The sequence below is a fragment of the Nitratidesulfovibrio vulgaris str. Hildenborough genome (assembly GCF_000195755.1).
GTDB classification, from domain to species: Bacteria; Desulfobacterota; Desulfovibrionia; order Desulfovibrionales; family Desulfovibrionaceae; genus Nitratidesulfovibrio; species Nitratidesulfovibrio vulgaris.
In genome coordinates this window covers 1-19757 of sequence record NC_005863.1, presented here as the reverse complement: position 1 = coordinate 19757, position 19757 = coordinate 1, and the positions used below count along the sequence as shown (strand labels likewise).

The 19757-nt window shown below is 66.2% G+C and carries 13 protein-coding genes and 2 pseudogenes; 12 read left to right on the top strand and 3 right to left on the bottom strand.

Features of this window, described 5'->3' with window-relative positions; genetic code table 11:
• Nucleotides 1-47 precede the first annotated feature (47 nt).
• The 12 genes and pseudogenes from nifH to DVU_RS15920 all read left to right on the top strand — a co-directional run bounded on the left by nifH (nt 48) and on the right by DVU_RS15920 (nt 13260).
• Nucleotides 48-881, top strand: coding sequence for a nitrogenase iron protein (gene nifH / locus DVU_RS15970; RefSeq protein ID WP_011176593.1), 834 nt, complete (start codon nt 48-50; stop codon nt 879-881).
• Nucleotides 882-1163: 282 nt separating this feature from the next.
• Nucleotides 1164-1490 carry a P-II family nitrogen regulator gene (locus DVU_RS15965; RefSeq protein WP_011176592.1) on the top strand — a complete coding sequence of 109 codons (327 nt, stop codon included), beginning with the start codon at nt 1164-1166 and terminating at the stop codon, nt 1488-1490.
• Nucleotides 1491-1499: 9 nt separating this feature from the next.
• On the top strand, nt 1500-1895 hold the full coding sequence (locus DVU_RS15960) for a P-II family nitrogen regulator (RefSeq protein ID WP_011176591.1): 396 nt from the start codon (nt 1500-1502) through the stop codon (nt 1893-1895).
• Nucleotides 1896-1906: 11 nt separating this feature from the next.
• Nucleotides 1907-3535 (top strand): nitrogenase molybdenum-iron protein alpha chain, encoded by a 1629-nt coding sequence (gene nifD / locus DVU_RS15955; RefSeq protein WP_011176590.1) that lies wholly within the window; start codon nt 1907-1909, stop codon nt 3533-3535.
• A 36-nt stretch (nt 3536-3571) separates the two neighbouring features.
• Complete coding sequence (nifK, locus tag DVU_RS15950) at nt 3572-4957, top strand: nitrogenase molybdenum-iron protein subunit beta (protein WP_011176589.1); 1386 nt, start codon at nt 3572-3574, stop codon at nt 4955-4957.
• A gap of 190 nt (nt 4958-5147) precedes the next feature.
• Complete coding sequence (locus DVU_RS15945) at nt 5148-5450, top strand: (2Fe-2S) ferredoxin domain-containing protein (RefSeq protein ID WP_011176588.1); 303 nt, start codon at nt 5148-5150, stop codon at nt 5448-5450.
• A 642-nt stretch (nt 5451-6092) separates the two neighbouring features.
• A pseudogene (gene nifE, locus DVU_RS15940) lies at nt 6093-7502 on the top strand (nitrogenase iron-molybdenum cofactor biosynthesis protein NifE); the annotation flags it as partial.
• A gap of 283 nt (nt 7503-7785) precedes the next feature.
• Nucleotides 7786-9300 (top strand): nitrogenase component 1, encoded by a 1515-nt coding sequence (locus DVU_RS15935; RefSeq protein WP_011176586.1) that lies wholly within the window; start codon nt 7786-7788, stop codon nt 9298-9300.
• A 12-nt stretch (nt 9301-9312) separates the two neighbouring features.
• Nucleotides 9313-10278, top strand: a pseudogene (locus DVU_RS16925) (radical SAM protein); the annotation flags it as partial.
• A 285-nt stretch (nt 10279-10563) separates the two neighbouring features.
• Nucleotides 10564-10857, top strand: coding sequence for a NifB/NifX family molybdenum-iron cluster-binding protein (locus DVU_RS16920; protein ID WP_223295167.1), 294 nt, complete (start codon nt 10564-10566; stop codon nt 10855-10857).
• A gap of 449 nt (nt 10858-11306) precedes the next feature.
• Nucleotides 11307-12302: a magnesium transporter gene (locus tag DVU_RS15925; protein ID WP_011176584.1), complete on the top strand. Its 996-nt coding sequence runs from the start codon at nt 11307-11309 to the stop codon at nt 12300-12302.
• Between the two features lie 37 nt (nt 12303-12339).
• The gene (locus DVU_RS15920; RefSeq protein ID WP_014524649.1) at nt 12340-13260 is read left to right on the top strand and encodes a universal stress protein; all 921 of its coding nucleotides are present in this window, start codon (nt 12340-12342) and stop codon (nt 13258-13260) included.
• Nucleotides 13261-13914: 654 nt separating this feature from the next.
• On the opposite strand, the gene DVU_RS15915 is transcribed toward DVU_RS15920, so the two are convergent.
• The 3 genes from DVU_RS15915 to DVU_RS15905 all read right to left on the bottom strand — a co-directional run bounded on the left by DVU_RS15915 (nt 13915) and on the right by DVU_RS15905 (nt 18887).
• Entirely contained in the window at nt 13915-14268 is a 354-nt protein-coding gene (locus DVU_RS15915; RefSeq protein WP_011176582.1) for an HU family DNA-binding protein, read from the bottom strand.
• A 354-nt stretch (nt 14269-14622) separates the two neighbouring features.
• Nucleotides 14623-18018: a hypothetical protein gene (locus DVU_RS15910; protein WP_011176581.1), complete on the bottom strand. Its 3396-nt coding sequence runs from the start codon at nt 18016-18018 to the stop codon at nt 14623-14625.
• A 50-nt stretch (nt 18019-18068) separates the two neighbouring features.
• A complete protein-coding gene (locus DVU_RS15905) occupies nt 18069-18887 on the bottom strand; it encodes a ParA family protein (RefSeq protein ID WP_011176580.1) in 819 nt (272 codons plus the stop codon).
• Nucleotides 18888-19757: the final 870 nt, after the last annotated feature.

Genomic DNA, 19757 nt, shown 5'->3' with positions numbered 1-19757 from the left:
CGCACCGCACGGCCCACCCGCAGCGTCACAAGACAGGGGAAGACGCCATGAGAAAGGTAGCCATCTACGGCAAGGGCGGCATCGGCAAATCCACCACCACGCAGAACACGGTGGCAGGTCTCGTGGACGCCCTCGGACGCAAGGTCATGGTCGTGGGGTGCGACCCCAAGGCCGACTCCACCCGCCTGCTGCTGGGCGGCCTCGCCCAGAAGTCGGTACTCGACACCCTGCGCGACGAGGGCGAGGACGTCGAACTCGACGACATCCGCAAGGGCGGCTTCGGCGGCACCATGTGCGTCGAATCGGGCGGCCCCGAACCGGGCGTGGGCTGTGCGGGTCGCGGCATCATCACCTCCATCAACATGCTCGAATCGCTGGGTGCCTACGAAGAGGACCAGAACCTCGACTACGTCTTCTACGACGTGCTGGGCGACGTGGTGTGCGGCGGCTTCGCCATGCCCATCCGCGACGGCAAGGCCGAGGAGATCTACATCGTCTGCTCCGGCGAGATGATGGCCATGTACGCCGCCAACAACATCTGCAAGGGCATCATGAAGTACGCGCAGTCGGGCGTGGTGCGCCTTGGCGGGCTTATCTGCAACAGCCGTAACGTCGACAACGAACGCGAGATGATCGAGGAGCTTGCCCGCAGGCTGGGCACCCAGATGATCTACTTCGTGCCGCGCGACAACATGGTGCAGCGCGCCGAGATCAACCGCCAGACGGTCATCGAGTACGCCCCCGACCACCAGCAGGCCGACCACTACCGCAACCTCGCCCGCGCCATCGACGGCAACGAGATGTTCGTCATCCCCAAGCCGCTTCAGGTCGAAGACCTTGAGAGCCTGCTCATGGAATACGGGCTGCTCGAAGCGTCGTAGCGCGGCCCGATGCAAGGTGGCGGCACCGGTGTCACCCGCGACATCCGCGTCGCCCGTATCATCCACGGCATCCGCGTCACCCGCGTCACGGGACAGCCCCGACAGGCCATACCGGGCAACGGGATAACAGGACGACGGGACACGGGACAACCGGGCAGGCGGACAGACTGGACAACCGGGCAGGCGGGCAGGCGGACAGGCAAGCCGCACCCGCTACCATCAGGCCACCATCCCCCACCATCCGCCCACTATCTGCCCCCATCCGCACAGGAGGACACGGACATGATCATGATCAAGGCCATCGTACGACCCGAGAAGAGTTCCACCGTCATGCAGGCACTGTTCGAAGCGGGCTACCCCGCCGTCACCAAGCTTGAGGTGGCAGGACGCGGCAAGCAGCGCGGCCTGAAGTTCGGCGAGGTCGTCTACGACGAACTGCCCAAGGAGATGCTCATCACCGTAGTGCCCGACGCCGACCGCGAATACGTGCTCAAGGCCATCATGGAGAGCGCGCGCACGGGCACCAAAGGCTCGTTCGGTGACGGCAAGATCTTCGTCACCCCGGTTGAAGAGGTCTACACCATCAGTTCCGGCGTACGCGAAAGCTAGGGGAATGCCATGAAGGAAGTCATCGCCATCATCCGCCCCAACAGAATCAACGCCACCAAGAAGGCGATGGTCGAGGCCGGGCTGCCCGCCTTCACCGGGGCGCGCTGCATGGGCCGCGGGCGCAAGCCGGTCGAGTTCGAGTTGCTGAAGCACCTTGAGGGCAGCGGCGAAGATACGGCAGACGTGCTGCCCGCCCTCGCACAGGGGGGCAGGCTCATCCAGAAGCGCATGCTCACCATCGTCGTGCCGGACGAACGCGTCAGTGCCGTGGTCGACGTGCTCATGAAGGCCAACCGCACCGGGCAGCCGGGCGACGGCAAGATATTCGTCAGGCCCGTCATCGACGTGGCCCGCATCCGCACCGGAGAGACCGGGGCCACCGCCATCGACGAGATGAAAGGCTAGGAGGAAGCACCATGACCACGCTCAAGACCGACCCCGGCGTCGACCTCGAATCCTTCGTGGACGAGGTGACGTCACTCTACCCGCCCAAGGTGGCCAAGAAACGCCGCGCCCACATGGTCGTCCGCAAGGACGGCGACCCCGGACTCGCCCAGCAGATAGAGGCCAACACCCGCACGGTGCCCGGCATCATCACCCAGCGCGGCTGCTGCTATGCGGGCTGCAAGGGCGTCGTCATCGGTCCCTACGGGGACATGGTACACATCGTACACGGCCCGGTGGGGTGCAGCTTCTACGCATGGCTTACGCGGCGCAACCAGTTTCGCGCACGGGGCGAGGCGGGCAAGAACTACCTCTCGTACTGCTTCACCACCGACATGCAGGACGAGGACATCATCTTCGGCGGCGAGAAGAAGCTGGCGCAGGCCATCCGCGAGGCGGCTGCCATCTTCAGGCCAGAGGCCATCAGCGTACACGCCACCTGTCCGGTGGGTCTCATCGGTGACGACATACAGGCCGTGGCCCGCGAATTGAGCAAGGAGACGGGCATACCCGTCATGGCGTTCAACTGCGAGGGCTACAAGGGCGTCTCGCAGTCGGCGGGCCACCACATCGCCAACAACAAGATATTCGACATGGCACTGGGCACGCGTGAACGCGAGGCGGGCCGCTTCTCGGTCAACGTGCTTGGCGAGTACAACATCGGCGGCGACGCCTACGAGATTGAACGTGTGCTTGAGAAGTGCGGCATCGAGGTGGTGGCGACCTTCTCCGGCAACAGCGTCTACGAAGACATGTGCACGGCGCACAGTGCCAACCTCAACCTCGTCATGTGCCATCGTTCCATCAACTATCTCGCAGAGATGATGGAGACGAAGTTCGGCATTCCGTGGATGAAGGTCAACTTCATCGGCATGCGCTCCATGTCGCAGTCGCTGCGCAAGATAGCCCGCTACTTCGACGACGCCGCGCTCACCGCGCGCATCGAGTCCGTCATCGCCGAAGAGGAGGCCAGGGCCGAGACCGCCCTCGCCGCCTACATGCCCGGACTCGAAGGCAAGACCGCCATGCTCTTCGTGGGCGGTTCGCGGGCGCACCACTACATGCACCTCATGCGCGACCTCGGCATGGAACCGCTGGTGGCGGGCTTCGAGTTCGCGCACCGCGACGACTACGAGGGGCGCAGGGTCATTCCCACCATCCGCGTCGACGCCGACTCGAAGAACATCGAAGAGCTGAAGGTCACCGCCGACCCCGAACGCTACCGCCCGCGCCTCGACCCCGCCTACCGCGAACAGCTCGAACGCGAAGGGCTGCTCTCGTCCTACGAGGGCATGTGGGACGACATGGGCGAGGGCACCCTCGTCATCGACGACGTGTCGCATGTGGAGATCGAAAAGCTCATCCATCGCATGAACCCCGACATCATCTGCTCCGGCATCAAGGACAAGTACGTCATCGAGAAGTTCGGCGTGCCCTGCAAGCAGCTGCACAACTACGACTACTCCGGTCCCTACGCGGGCTACGAGGGCGCGGTGAACTTCGCCCGCGACGTCTACGCCATGATCCACAGTCCGGCATGGAAGCTTACGCGCTCGCCCTTCGACACCGGCCCCACCCTCACCGCCGGTCTCAACGACTGATAACGGGCCACAGACAACGGGCCAAGGAGGTTCGTCATGCTCAAGCACACACCCGCCGCCTATGCTGAACGCTCGGCACTTCGCGTCAACCCGGCCAAGACATGCCAGCCCATCGGTGCCATGTACGCGGCCCTCGGCATCCACGGCTGCCTGCCGCACAGCCACGGCAGTCAGGGCTGCTGTTCGTACCATCGCAGCCATCTCACCCGTCACTTCCGCGAACCCGTCATGGCGAGCACAAGCTCGTTCACCGAAGGCGCGAGCGTGTTCGGCGGCGGCCCCAACCTGCGGCAGGCACTGAAGACCATCTTCCAGGTCTACGACCCCGACATGGTGGCCGTACACACCACCTGCCTCTCCGAGACCATCGGCGACGACATCCCCACCATCACCAAGGTGGCGATGGAAGACGGCACGGTGCCGCAGGGCAAGAAGGTCATCCACTGCAACACGCCAAGCTACGTGGGGTCGCACGTCACCGGCTTCTCGAACATGGTCGAGGGCATGGTGAACTACCTCGCCGCGGGCACGGGCAAACAGGCTGCCGGGCAGGTCAACGTCATTCCGGGCTTCGTCGAACCCTCGGACATGCGCAAGATAAAGGGCATGCTGGCGCAGATGGGCGTGGACGGCGTGGTCTTTCCCGACACATCCGACGTGCTCGACACCCCGCAGACCGGCGAATACCGCATGTACCCCGCCGGGGGCACCACACAGGCCGACTTCGCCCGCAGTGGCGACAGCATGGCGACCCTCGCCCTTGGCGCATGGGCCTCAGAGGCCGGGGCCAAGGCACTGGAGAAGAAGTGCGGCGTACCCTACAGGCTGCTCGACACCCCCATCGGCGTGCTGGCCACGGACAGGTTCCTCGCCGCCCTGCAAGAGACCACTGGCATGACCGTGCCCCGGTCGCTGAAGGACGAACGCGGCAAGCTGGTGGACATGATGACCGACTACCAGTCGCTGCTCTTCGGCAAGCGGGTGGCGGCATGGGGCGACCCCGACATCGTGATACCGCTGGTGGAGTTCCTCGTCTCGGCGGGCATGAGGCCCACGGTCGTGGTCACCGGCACGCCGGGCAAGGCCTTCGAACGCCGCATCGCCGAGGTCATGGAGAAGGCAGGGGCCACGTGGGACTATGAGGTGCGCGCCGCCAACGACCTCTTCCACCTGCACCAGAGGGTGAAGGCCGCCCCGGTCGACCTGCTGGTGGGCAACTCGTACGGCAAGTACATCGCGCAGGCCGAAGACACGCCGCTGGTGCGTTTCGGCTTTCCCATCCTCGACCGCGTGGGCCACAGCCACTTTCCCAAGGTGGGCTACATGGGCGGCATGCACCTGCTTTCGCAGGTCATCAACACCCTTCTGGAACGCAAGGACCGCGACACGGCCCCCGAAGACACCCTCGAACTGGTCATGTAGCCGGCACGCCCGCACGCGGGACATCCCGCTTGCGGGGTGTTCCGGGGCGACGCCCGCCCTGCCCCGGAACGATGCAGACAGGCCAGACCAGCGGGACAGACCGCCGGGACAGCCAGACCGGGCACGAAGCCCCGGCAGCATGGGCAACAACGCAACACCAACCGGATACGACGCACTCCGAGAGGCCACCATGGACAAGCCCGACCACCACATTCTCGTCTGCATGAGCTTCAGGGGACTCGAACCCAAGGGGACATGCATCCGCAAGGGCGCACCCGACCTTGTGGCCCACCTCGACGCGGAGATTGCCGCGCGCGGACTCAACGCCTTCGTCTCCACCACGGGCTGTCTGCAATTCTGCGACAAGGGACCGGTACTGGTCGTCTACCCGCAAGGGCACTGGTACGGCGGCGGCGATGACGAAGACGCCGTTGACGCCATCCTCGACGCGCTCGAAGCGGGCGAACCCTGCACGGAACTGCTCCTGACATGATTAAGGGCATGATTCGGGACCTCATCCGGACGGATTCGGGGAACATCCGGACGGATTCCGGGAACATCCGGGCGGATTCGAGCTGATTCCGTGACCCCGCCCCAGGCGACTGCCGCACGCCACGCCGCGAGCGTCCGGCCTGCCCACGCAAAAGGCCGGACGCTCCGGGAAGGGTGCCCCGAAGGGGCGGGTGATACAGGCGAGACCGCCGAGATAGGCGGGACGGGGCAGGACAAGGCAGAACCGGCCCGACAGACGCAAGGCGTGAAACGGACGGCAGACGCCACGGGACGAGACGGGCGGGACGGGGCCGAATCCCGGCAACCGAGGCCCGACAGCCCAGACAGGACAGCCAAGACAGGACAGGGCCGCCGTGACAGCACCGCCCACAGGCAGACGCCCCGGAAACCCGACGCCGGGCACCGTTCACAGACAGACGAAACACCACAAAGGAAGGCGACCATGAACGGACACTGCGGCGTCATGCCCACTCCCGAAGGGTCCACAGACAGGACGGACGGCACTCTTCACCCCGTAGCAGCGCCGGCAGCCGGTACGACAGCGGGCATGGCAGCAGGCGCGGCAGCAGGCGTGACAAGGGGCAAGGTCTCTGCCGAGGCAGCTGCCGCCCCTGCGCCCGCCATGGCACCAGCCACCCCGCCTGCCACCCCGCCTGCCACCCCGCCTGCCCCTGCTTCCGACGGGCTGCTCGAAGAACGTCGCGGGCAGGTACACCGGGCGGGGCAAGGCCCCATCGACCTCGCCTGCAACCGCGAGAGTCTCGCCGGGGCGGTCAGCCAGCGTGCCTGCGTGTTCTGCGGTTCGCGCGTGGTGCTCTACCCCATCGCCGACGCGCTGCACCTCGTCCACGGGCCGGTGGGCTGCGCCGCCTACACTTGGGACATCCGCGGTGCACTCTCGTCCGGCCCTGAACTGCACAGGCTGAGCTTCTCGACCGACCTTGGCGAACGCGACATCATCTTCGGCGGCGAACCCAAGCTGGAAGCGGCCCTCGATGAACTCATCACCCGCCACGCGCCCAAGGCAGCCTTCGTCTACGCCACCTGCATCGTGGGTCTCATCGGCGACGACATCGGCGCGGTGTGCAAGCGCGTCGCGGCACGCCACGGCATCCCCGTGCTGCCCGTGCAGTCAGAGGGCTTCAAGGGCAACAAGCGCGAAGGGTACGAAGCGGCCTGCGCCGCCATGTTCACCCTCACCGGCACGGGCGCGACAGACGGCATAGGTCCCGCCTCGGTCAACATCCTCGGCGACTTCAACCTCGCCGGTGAACTGTGGATCATCCGCGGCTACCTCGAACGCATGGGGGTGCAGGTGGTCGCCAACATCACCGGCGACGGGCGCGTGGACGACCTGCGCCGATGCCACGGGGCTGCGCTCAACCTCGTGCAGTGCAGCGGTGCCACCATGCCGCTGGCACGCATGATGCGCGAAGCCTACGGCACGCCCACGCTGCGCGTCTCGTACCTCGGCATCGAGGACATGGCAGACTCGCTCTACAACGTCGCCGAACACTTCCGCGAGGTGTGCCCCGGCATCGTCGAACGCACCCGCGACCTCGTGCGCGAGGAGATAGCCACCCTCATGCCCCGGCTGCGCCAGCTGCGGCGCGACCTCGAAGGCAAGCGGGCCGCCATCTACGTGGGCGGCGCGTTCAAGGCGTTCTCGCTCATCAAGGCGTTCAGGCATCTGGGGATGCAGGTGGCACTGGTGGGTTCGCAGACCGGCACCGACGAGGACTACCGCGAACTCGAAGCCATCTGCGACCCCGGCACCATCATCGTGGACGACGCCAACGCCCTTGAACTGGCGCACTTCGTCCGCACCCTCGACGTGGACATCTTCGTGGGCGGCGTGAAGGAGAGGCCCATCGCCCACAAGCTGGGCATCGGCTTCTGCGACCACAACCACGAACGCAAGATCGCGCTGGCGGGCTTCGAGGGCATGTACAACTTCGCCCGCGAGGTACACGCCTCCGTCACCAGCCCGGTGTGGCGTTTCACGCCGCGCAGCCGTTTCCCGGCGGCTGCCCGTCCCGAAGGGGACGGACATGCCAACTGTCCCGCAGGGGATGAAGATGCCGACTGTCCCGAAAGGGACGGACATGCCAACTGTCCCGAAGGGGACGGACAAGCCGACAATCCCGCAGACCGTGCGGACAGACACCTCGGCGCAGACGCCCCCGCACACGAAAGGGACGGACATCCCGCCAATCCCGCAGGGGATGGAGATGCCGACTGTCCCGCCAATCCCGCAGGACACGCCCCGCACGACCTTTTCACCGAAGGAAACGCCACCGAAGGGGGGGCACACCATGGCAGGCCGTAACCACATCGCCACCACCAACGCATGCAAACTCTGCACGCCCCTCGGCGCGACGCTGGCCTTCAGGGGCATCGAAGGGGCCGTGCCCTTCCTGCACGGTTCGCAGGGCTGCGCCACCTACATGCGTCGCTACGTCATCAGCCACTACCGCGAACCCATGGACATCGCCTCTTCCGCACTGGGCGAGAAGCACGCCATCCACGGCGGCGGCCCCAACCTCAAGAAGGGGCTGCTCAATGTCATGAAGAAGTACCACCCGCGTCTCGTGGGCGTGGCCACCACCTGCCTCACCGAGACCATCGGTGACGACGTGGGCCGCATCCTGCGCGAGTTCCGTAACGAATTCGGCGACCTCGACCTGCCGGACATCGTGCATGTGAGCACGCCAAGCTTCGCCGGAACCCACATGGACGGCTGGTACGACGCCGTGCGTGCCGTGACGGAACAACTGGTGGAGTCCACGCCCGGTGCCATGTCCGGCACCATGTCCGGCACCATGTCCGGTGTCATATCGGGTGCCCCTCACGAAGCGGCCCCCGGCGCAGCCGCACGCGGCCCTGCCACCGCCGGTGCCACCGTGTCGGACACCACGCCCGGTGCGATATCCGGCACCACGTCGGGCACCGTCTCCACGGGCCGCACCTGTCTGCTGCCGGGGCTACTCTCCCCCGCCGACATACGCCACCTGCGCGACGTGATGGAGGCATTCGGCCTTGCGCCGGTCATCCTGCCCGACATCTCCGAGACGCTGGACGCCCCGTGCCTCGAAGCCTACGCGCCCATCCCCGCCGGGGGTACGCCCCTCGACGACATCCGGGCGCTGGGCCGTGCGCGGGCCGTGGTCGAGATGGGCGACCCCCTCGGCAGCCGCCCCTCCGCCGGGGCCGCGCTGCACGCGCGTCACGGCGTGCCGTTGTTCAGGGTGGGCGTGCCCGTGGGCCTGCGCGAGACCGACACCTTCATGGAGGCCCTCGAACGCATCTCCGGCACCGCCATGCCCCCGCGCATGATGCTTGAACGCGGCAGGCTGGTCGACGCCCTCGTGGACGGGCACAAGTACGTCGCGGGCAAGCGGGCCGTGGTCTACGGTGATGCCGACATGGTCACGGGGCTGTGCGCCATGCTTGCCGAGACGGGCATACGCCCCGTGCTGGTGGCCACCGGCGCACGCGGGTGCGGCCTTGCCGCGCGTGTGGCCGCCGTCTGCGGGGGGCTGATGCCCGACCTGCCCGAAGTCCGCGAAGGGGTCGACTTCCACGAGATTGCCGAACGTGCGGGCACCCTCGCCCCCGACCTGCTGGTGGGCAACAGCAAGGGCTACCGCTACGCCCGCGCGTGGGGCATCCCGCTGGTGCGCACGGGCTTCCCCGTCCACGACCGCTTCGGCGGGCAGCGTCTGCTGCATGTGGGCTACACCGGCGCACTCGCCCTGTACGACCGCATCGTCAACGCCCTCATCGAACGCCATCAGACCGCCAGCCCCGTGGGCTACGGCTACATGTAGGAGGATAGCGACATGCCCTGCACACCCGACACCACAAGCCACCCCTGTTTCACCGAGAAGGCCGCCCAGTCGTGCGGTCGCGTCCACCTGCCCGTGGCACCCAAGTGCAACGTGCTGTGCGGGTACTGCAACCGCAAGTACGACTGCGTCAACGAGTCGCGCCCCGGCGTGACCAGCGGGGTGCTCACCCCCGCACAGGCCGCGGACTACCTCGACCGCGTCCTTGAACGCGAACCCGCCATCCGCGTGGCGGGCATCGCCGGGCCGGGCGACCCCATGGCCAACGCTGCCGCCACGCTGGAGACGCTGCGCCTCATCCGCCAGCGGCATCCCGACATGCTGTTCTGCCTTTCCAGCAACGGACTGGGCATGCCCCCGCATCTCGACGCCCTTGCCGCCAACGGGGTCACCCACGCCACCCTCACCATCAACGCCGTCGACCCCGACATCTCCGCACGCCTGTACACATGGGTGCGCGACGGCAAGGTCGTGTGGCGCGGGCGGCCCGCCGCCGAACTCATGCTCGAACGGCAGCTGACCGCGCTGACGGGGCTGGTGCAGCGCGGCATCGTGGTCAAGGTCAACACCATCCTCGTGCCGGGCATCAACGACGGACATGTGGAACAGGTGGCAGAGAAGGTCGCCGCGCTGGGCGCGACGCTCATGAACATCATCCCCCTGCACCCCACCCACGACACCCCGCTGGCGCAGGTGGCCGAACCTTCGCCCGAAGCGGTGGGCGAAGCGCGCAGGCTGGCGGGGGCGCACATCCGCCAGATGACCCATTGCAGACGCTGCCGCGCCGACGCCGTGGGGCTGCTGCACCACGACAGGTCGCGTGAACTGGCCCCGCTGCTGCGCGAATGCGCACAGAAGGACGACGGGGCCGGGGCGCGGCCCTTCGTGGCAGTGGCGACCCGCGAGGGAATGCTCGTGAACCAGCACCTCGGCGAGGCCACGCGGTTGCAGATATGGGGCCTTGGGCCTGCCCGCAGTGGCAAGGGCGGCACAACGACCGGAGGCGAGGCTGCGTCCGGTCGGAACGACGCCAAAGGTACCGGAAGCGGCGATGTGCCGGGCAGTACTGGTGGTAACTCATGGGGCAAGGCGGGGGCCACCCCTTGGGACAGCGAGGAGGACAAGAACGACAAGAGGACGGACAGCACAGGAAGCACCGGGGGGGATTCCGGCGCGGTCTGCGGCACAACCCACGGCACGACCTGCGGTAAGGACGCCACCCGTGCGGGCACAGACGCAACGGACATGCCCGTGCCCGTCCTTCTCGAAGAACGCGCCACCCCGCGCCCCGGCTGCGGCCCTGAACGCTGGCACGCCCTCGCGGACATGCTCAAGGACTGCCGCGCCGTGCTGACCGCCGCCTGTGGTGAAAGCCCGCGCGCCATCCTGCGCGAACACGGCATCACCGTGACGGAATGCGCGGGCATCGTCGAAGACGTGGTGGGCGCAGTGCTTGCGGGGCTTGACGTGAACGCCTTCCGTGCCCGCAAGGGCGGGGTCTCCAAGGGGTGCTGCCGTGGGGGCGGCGACGGCTGCTGATGCGGCGCACCGGGTGCGGTGGCGGGACGGACGCCACCGCACGACGCGTCTACCATGCCTGCCGCACAACGGCCCCGGAAGCCCATCCGGGGCCGTTGTCGCATCAAGGACATGCCTTGGCCTCCGGCGACATGAAGCCCCCGCCATGCCGGGGTACATGGGCTTGGCAGGGCATTCGCTACCTATGGCACAGCGCGGGCACGGGGTCGTAGAATCACGCCCACCGCAGAACAAATCCGAAAAGGGGCTGGCCCGCTGTCCCCAGCCATGGTATCGTTTGACGACTTCAGCTGCTCCTGCAGACGAAGCACTTTGAAAGACCCACATATAATTCTATTTCAAATAGATGCACCTGCGTCCGCCATGTGGGTGCAGGTGGTCTTTCCGGCTGGCCCGCGGCATTGTTGCCACGGGGTCATTGCTGCTTTCAACACGCACAAGGAGGATCGATGCCACGCAAGAAGAACAGATTCTTCAAGGAATCCATCATGCGACTCGCCCGTACAGACGTGAAGAAGTTCGTCTCGGGCACGACGATCAAAGAGGCACTTCACGACATCAAGTCATCGACTGATGATGAGAACCGCATCGACTACTTCTACATCGTCGACTGCGACGACAGGCTGACAGGCGTCATTCCCATCAGACGCCTTCTGACCTCGGACGACACGAAGACGGTCGACGACATCATGATCACCTCGACCATCGCAATCCCCATGGATTGCAGCGTCCTCGACGCGCATGAGTACTTCACGCGCCACAAGTTGCTCGCCTTTCCCGTGGTGGATGACGAGAGGCGCATCCTCGGTGTGGTGGACATCGGCATGTTCTCGAAAGAGGACATCGACGCCACCGACCGCGAGAACATGCACAGGGCCTTCGAGATCATCGGCCTCAGCATCCTGCAGGTGCGCGAGGCCTCGCCCCTGCGCGCCTTCCGCTACCGATTCCCGTGGCTTCTCGCCACCATCGCCAGCGGCACGACCTGCGCCATCCTTGCGGGGGCCTATGAGGCGACGCTGGCGCAGAGTCTCGTGCTGGCCTTCTTCATGACCCTCGTGCTGGGCCTCGGAGAGAGTGTGAGCATCCAGTCCATGACGCTCGCCATCCACACGCTGCGGTCCCTCGACCCGGACTGGAAATGGTATGTGAAGTCGTTCTACCGCGAAGTGGGCTCCGCCGTGCTTCTGGGGGCGGCGTGCTGGCTCATCGTGGGCAGCATCGTCGTCCTGTGGCGGGACGATGTCGCCGCATCGGCGGTCATCGGTTCGAGCATCCTGCTGACGCTGTGCTGCGGGGTCTTCTGGGGGCTCAGCATCCCTTCCCTGCTGCACAAGCTGAAGCTGGACATGCGCATCGCATCGGGCCCCCTCACGCTGGCGCTGTCCGACATCTCCACCATCCTCATCTACTTCGGCATGGCGACGTTCGTCATCGGCACCTGACCTGATTCACGACCCCATTCGCGTGTGGAGGATGCGCATGCGCTGCTACGACAGGATACTCTACGGGGCGACCGGCCCCGGCACGGACAGGCACAGGGCCCTCTTCGCCATCGACTTCGCGCGAAGACTCGGTGCACCGCTCACCATACTGTGCGACGACGCCCTCCGGCGTGACATGGAACAGGCGTGCGAGGCCGATGCGCGGCGCGCCGAGGCCCCGGCATGGCGTGGCAAGGGCCACGATACGGGCTGCGGTGCAGGTCACGACGTCATCGTGACCGACGGTGCCGATACGCTCTCCCGGCTGTCTGCACAGCGCCCGGGGCAACACGACCTCACCATCGTCGACCACCACGCGAACCTCTTCGCGAACCCCATCCAGACGAAGACATTCATGAACTTCGTCCATGGCGCGCAGGGCGACGTGCTCGTCCTGAAGCAGGGTACGAACAGCCTCCGCAACATCGTAGCGGCCATCGGCTGTGACGACGTCATCGACTCGCCTTCGGACAGGAGCCTCAACGAGGCTATCCTCGAAGCCGCATACGGCATCGCCACACGTCACAGCGCGACGCTTCACGTGGTGCATGCGTGGGATGTGTTCGCCCGGATGAAGATCACATCCAAGAGCGGCGTCGCCCGGAAGGAGGCGAACACGCACGCCGCGCACGAGTATTCGCGGCACGGCGGGCACCTTCATAACGCCCTTGCAAGGCTTTCCGCCATCATGGAGAGGGATGGCGATGCCCCTGTCACCGTCAGGTCGCACCTGCCACGGGGCGTCGTGCCCGCCTCCATCATGGGGACGGCAGAGGGGTGCAGCGCCGACCTCACCATCGTCGGCATGCATGACCACGGAGTGTTGCAGCGGCTGCTGTTCAAGAGCACCGCCGAACACATCCTGCGTGGCAGCGGGCACAGCACACTCGTCGTCAGACGCAAGACGGCGCGGCCCTGACCCGAGCAGACCCCGGCTGATGCGGCATGGCCCGCCCTATCGACGGGGCCGCGGGGCATAAGCCCCCTGCCGCCCGTGTCAGCGGCTTCCCTCCGGAACATCCCTCCGCGGACCTGCGAACCCCATGCTTCGCAGGTTCGCGCGCCACGCGGTCTGCCCGGGCAGAAGCACCGCAGACAGGCGACCCTGCCCTCCGGCAACGCAAGGCCTGTGCCCATGGTCGGCCCACACCTCACGGCGTGGCGACTGGCGGACGATGGAGGTCCAGCCTCTCCGGTCTTGCGGCGGAAGGTACGCCTTCCCGCAACGTCTGCCGCTTCCGCCCCTGCGACCGTGCGGCAGGGGCGACATCTGCCTGGAAGACGGTAATCCGTGCCCTTCTCGCCGGTAACCTCTTCCGGGCGTCATCACCCTTCGTCGTACCGCCACCATCACGCCCCGGCCGGACGTCTTCACCACCGGGTCGCCCTCTGCCGGGGTCACCTCGCGAAGCATCGGGGGTGACCTTGATATTCACCTGCGAGGCTTCGGGCCGATGCCCCTCCGGGGCTTCATGGGAGGAGGCATGACCGGGCTTGCGTGTGTCGGGCATCGTGCCCCGCGTGCGCACCCGGGCCTCACCATGTCTGGCGGCAGCCAGCCGTCCGGTCGTGGCTACGCCCGTCCGTCGCCCGTCGCGCCGTCCTGCGACTTCGCGTCGCGCTGTTTCGCGGCCTTGCGCTGCGCCGCGTCCAGCGGTTCCTTCAGTGCCTTGGACGCACTGAACGTGAGCTTGAGCTTGGGTTCGATGACCGTCGCCTCTCCGGTGCGGAAGTTGCGCCCTACCCCGCCCTTGCCCATGGATGGCTTGATTTGCCCGATGTCGGGCAGCACCACGCCCACGCCCTTCTCAAGATGCTCCAGCGAGAAGAGATACAAGGCCTTGAGCGTCATCAGCGCCTGCTCTTCCGTGAGGTGTGCCCTTTCCCGCAGGTAGGCCACCAGTTGCGGCTTGCTCGTCTTTTCCATGTGTTCCTGCGATAGATAGACTCTTCTTTCTATCTATCTTCCTTATATAAGAGGGGGGTGACCGCCCATGTCACGGGCTTGTACCCAACCCATTGTTTTTGTTTCAGATGCTCCACATGTCACCTCGCGACATGCGCTGTCATGGGGGACGTGTCGCGTCACGGGCCCTGTCCTGTCACCGGTGACGTTTCGAGGGGCGGATTGTCATGGGGTGTCGCCCCGTGTCAGGTGACCTGTCACCACCCCGTGTCCCTCGCTGTCATCCTTGGTCTGTCACCCCGTGACCGACGGTGTCACCCTGCCTGTCATCCTGTCTGCCACCCCTCATGGCACCGGCATCCCGCGTCCCTCGCATCACCCCTCCGGGAAGAGACGTTCGCGCAGGCGGCGACGCATCTCGCGCTGTACCAGTGCGCTCTCAAGCCCCTTGGCGCGCAGCACGGCGGGCAGCCCTTGCAACAGTTCGTCCACCTCTGCGCTGTCGGGGGCTGCGGCAAGCCGTTCAACCTCCGCGTCGATGAGGGCTTCCATCTCAAGCTTCTCCTGCTCTTCACGCAGGCGCGCCAGTTGTTCGCGGTGGGCCGTCTGTGCGGCGATGCGTTCGGCGATGCGCGCCCGGGCCTCTTCCAGCGGGTCGACGTATCCGGCGGGCCGCCTGTAGCAGCCGTGCATGGCAAGCGACTTGAAGACCCAGTCGGCGGGCTTGGCGATGGGCTGTCCCTTGGCGTCGACCATGGTGCCATGCTCGAGTTCCCATTCGGCATAGCCGAGCGACTCTTCCACGAGGTCGTCGGGCAGGTCGCGTGATGCCAGTGCCTCACGCACCTGCTTCACCTGTGCCGGGCCGAAGCCCGCACGGGCGAGATGGGGATAGCGTTCGCGGAAGAACGCCATGTCCGCCCCGGGGCCGCCGGACGGCACTCCGAAGGCGTCTCCCGCCGTGGTGCCCGGTGTGCCAGCACCTGACACGCTCGCTGCCTGCCCCGTCTGTGTCGCCCCGGGCTGATGCCGTGGCACCATGCCGCCGTGCATCTGATGGGCAGCGGCAGGCCTGTGCGGCGCGACCATGTCGCCGGGGTTCGCCGCCCTGCCCTGCTGGTCGTTCAGGTGCGGGGAGGTCTGTACCGGATGGGGTGCGGCGTGCATGAACGAGGGGTGACCATAGCTGTCACGGGGTGACGGCGAAGGGTGCGGGGCATGGGGCTGCGGCATCCCCGCTGCGGGATACCCTCCCCTGCCCTCCGCGCCCGTGCCGTGCCCTGCCACAAATTCGGGCGTGTGTGCCGCCGGCGAACCCGACGGGAACGTGGGCATGTCCGGACCTCTTCCCGTCCGGTATGGGGCGTGCCCGCCCATGATGCCGTCATGGACTGCCCCGGCGTCATGCACCGCGCCGATGACACCTGCGGGCAGACCGCTGGCATGGATGCCCATCACCGAAAGGGGGTCCATGAGCAGACGCAGCGTCATGCCCGCCGCCCCCGATTCGCGGCTGAGGATGCCCTTGGTCTCCATGAGGTCGAGGGTACGGCGCACCGAACGCACGGCCACGTCGAAGCGCTTGGCCATCTGCCCGCCCGAGGTGAACACGGCCCCGCCCGCCTCAAGCACCATATTATAGATGTTGACCTGCAAGGTGCTGTTGAGAAGCGTGCGCGATGTGGTCAGCCCTGCAAGCGGGCCCGGAGTGCCCGGCCTGACTGGGATGACTGGGGTGACTGGGGTGACTGGGGCCGTGGCGGACATGTCAGGGGTGACTTCTGCCGACACCCCGTGACGTGATGCGTCATCCGTGACGTTCCCTGTCTGGGGGGCTTGCTCGGCACTGTGCCCCATGTGCCCGGCAAGGTCGTGGGCGGGGAGGGGGCTGCGCACATGCACACCGCCCTCTGGCTTCGGGCTATTCACCACCGGAGCCATCCCATGGGCCATGGCCTGATGGACGGTAGGCTCGGTAGTGGTGACGTTGTCCGTCATGGGGTGACCGTGGCTGTCATCCGTGACGAAAGAAGACATCGTGTCGTGGGCTGACAGGGGGGTGACGTCGGAGACGGTGGTTGCGCCGTCGCTGATACCCGCTGCCTGCCGTGCGGCATGTGACGGTGCGATGTCATCTCCGGGGCGTGTCGCATCCGACTGGTCCTTGGAGGCGGCAGCCCGCGCATACGGCGCGCCGGTCTCTGTGCCCGCGTCTGCTTCTGCGCCCGCTGCTGTCACGGACGGGCCCCCGGTCAGGCCCCCCGTCAGGTCGGATGTCGCACCCGGCAATGTACTGCCAGAGGCCTCCGGCGTCGCATCCTGCGTCGCATCCGGCGTCACTCGGGGCGTCACTCGGGGCGTCACATGGGGCGTCACATGGGGTGATTCTGCTCCAGATACCCCCGGAGTCTCAGCTCCGGGGAGGGGGCCTTCATCGTGCCGTACGGTGATTGCCGCGGTCACGGGGTGACCGGTTGGGTCAGGGGTGACTCTCTCTGTCCCCGTGACCTTTTCCGTCCCCATGGCGCGAGCGTTCACAGCGGAACGGTCATGCAGTGTGGCTGCCGTCTCGGGGGTTGGCGCTTCGCATGGCGTGCAGGGCGTTTCCTCTGCGGTCGTCGCAAGGCCCGCGGTGCTGCGGTCGTGCCCGTGTGCACTTCCTGCCTCTGTGCCCGCGTACGCCGTGCCTGTGGGCGCTTCGCGCGACGCATGGGGCGCAGACGATGCCTCAGCCTGCCGCATGGGCTGCACGTCGTGTGCAGGGCCTTCTTCGACCGTCGCTGCCCCTGCCGTGTCCGTAGCCGCGACCGCCCCGTGCGTCAGTGGGCCATGTGCGGGCACGAATAGGGGAGGAGGGGGTGACGTACCGTCACTGGTGACGGTGTCTGTCATGGGGTGACCGGTGTCGTCTCCGGCGTCCCTCCCCCGGCTGGCGTGGGGGGCGGTGTATGCCCTGTCGGCAGCGCTGCTCACGGTCTTGGGCTCGCGGGTCGATGCTGAAGAAGCCGGGAGTTCTCCGTCGGGGGTGACCGTGCTGTCACCAGTGACGGCCATTGTCGTCCGGTGAGCGTTGCTGTCAGGGGTGACGTCAGGGGTGACGTCTGCCGTCACTGGGTGACTGTTGGAGGCATCTGTGGCCGCAGGTGACACGGGGTGACGTTTTGCGTCACTGGTGTCCGTCGCGGTCACTGTTTCGGAGTCCGTGTCACTGGTGACAGCTGTTGTCGCGGGGTGTCTATCGCAGTCACCCGTGGCTTTTGTTGTCACGGGGGTGACTGGTGTGTCATGGGTGACAGTACGCGTCTCTGGGGTGGTGACGTCACGGGTGACGGCGCCAGTCAGGGGGTGACCGGCATCGTCATCACGGGGAGTGGTGCCAGAAGCGGCGCAGGTGGCGTCTTCACCGGTGCTTGCCCGCGCCGACGTGGCCGCCGACGTGTCATGCCCGAGGTCGTCCTCTATGGCAGGGGAAGGGCTGGTCACGGTGGGGGGCGAAGGGGCGTCCTTCGCGGATTCGGCAACGGCCTTGTGTTGGTGTGTCGTCGGTTTGTCAGGCGTGACAGCAGAAGACACCCCGTGACTGTCGGTGTCACCGGGTGTCGCCAGTGCCGACTCACGGTTCATCTTCTCCAGCGCTTCACGGGCCGCAATCTGTTCCGGCGACTCGAACTGCATCTTGCTGGCCTGACGCAATCTGTCTGCCAGCGTAACGCGCCTGCGTTTCGGTTGTTGCCCGGCAGGGCTTGCGTTGGCTGTCGCTTCAGGGGGCATATCGGTTCCTCCACGCCCGTGGTGGGGGCAGGGTAGGGAAGTCTAGTCGGCTAGGCAGAGGGCGCGTCCTGCATGGTGGTTATCTCCTTCAGGGACACGACCTCGTTGGCCAGCTGGCGGAACAGGCGTGCAAGCTGGCTGTTGGGTTTGCTGCGAATGACGGTCTCGCTGAGGTATTCGCTCTGTTGCAGGTCGGTGGAGGCCGAAAGCACGGTCTCGAACACGCGACCGGGGAAGCGTTCTCGCAGGCGCTCGTGTGTCTCGCGGGCGACGATGGTGCGGGGCCGCGCCTTGTTGAGCAGGAAGCGCAGCAGGGTGAGGTCCTTGTTCTGGCCCTCGGAGCGGATGTCGTCGATGAGACCCACTGTGCGGGCGATGCCGTCGATGGAGTATTTGCTGCCGCTTTCCAGCGGGACCAGCACGAAGTCTGCCGCCACCATGGCCATCATGACGAAGGTGCCGAGGTTGGGCGGGCAGTCGATGAGCGTGAAGTCGTACTTGGTCTTGGCATAGTCGCGCAGCTTGTCGCGCATGAGCCGTATGCCCGTGTCGGGACGCTGGATGATGACGGGTTCCAGCCCGGCGAGGTCGGGGTGCGTGGGCAGCACGGCGATACGCGAATATTCGGGCGCGGCGTGGATGCAGTCGCGCACGTCCGCGGCGTCGTCTTCGAGCAATTCGTACAGGTTGGGTGCGGGTACGCGCTCGACGTCGCCGTGAAAGAAGAACGAACTCGTGTTGCACTGCGAGTCGGCGTCGATGACCAGCACTTCCTGTTGCAGGTTTGCCAGCGCGTGGGCAAGGTTGGTGGTGATGGTGGTCTTGCCCACCCCACCTTTGTTGTTGACGATGGCGATGATCGCACCCATGTTTCGGGCCCCCTTCTGCGGGAAAGATGTAGGTAACGCTTGGCGTTCGCGTTATGCGAGCAGGTTAATCAAAAAAAACTCTGTCCATCAACATTTTTTTAGACGAATTCGCTTGCGGTTTGCGCTGAACGACGTCGTATTGGAGGGGTGTTTCGCTTGCAACGTCCTGTAAACATGAAGAAAATGTAAAAGTTGTCGCCTCTTGACAGGTTATAAATTTTCTAGATTCCCGAAGCGATCATCCCGCGCGGGCAGGCTGCCGGTGGGGTGTCACAGGGGGAGCCGTACCCGGATGGCGGGCGGGTCGTGCCCTCGCGCTGGCGAAGGGCTCGGTGCCCATGTGGGCGAGTCAGCCCGGGGCTAGCCGGCGGGCCGAAGTGCCTGCAAGCCGGGAGACTGGCCGATGTGCCGAATGCCCGCCGGGCGAAGTACCCTTGAGTGGCTGACGGGTCGCCGGCGGACCTTCGCTCATCGGCGGACAGCCAGCCCGAGATGTCTCTGTAAATCGCCACGGTACAGCGCGCCGACGCCCCTCCGATGCCCCTTCCCAGGCCGCGGCTGGGATCGTGCCGCAGACCATCGCCCTCCAAGCTTGTTACAGGATGCCCGCACAACACGGCGGAGACATGGGGGCCGCTTGTGCCTGCTGCCGATGCCGCCTCACAGGAGTGGCTGGCAGGCACGCCATTCGCGCGGTCACCGCGGGCGAGTGAATCCGGCGCGTCATGCGCGTCTGGGCATGATGCGCCATGCCGTGAACAGACACCATGCGCTGTGGTTCACTGTGAAATCGGACAACCGCCTATCATGAAAGCACAAACCCATGTAAGGGCAGGTCGACAGGGTGGGACGGCGGGGCACACCGCTGTG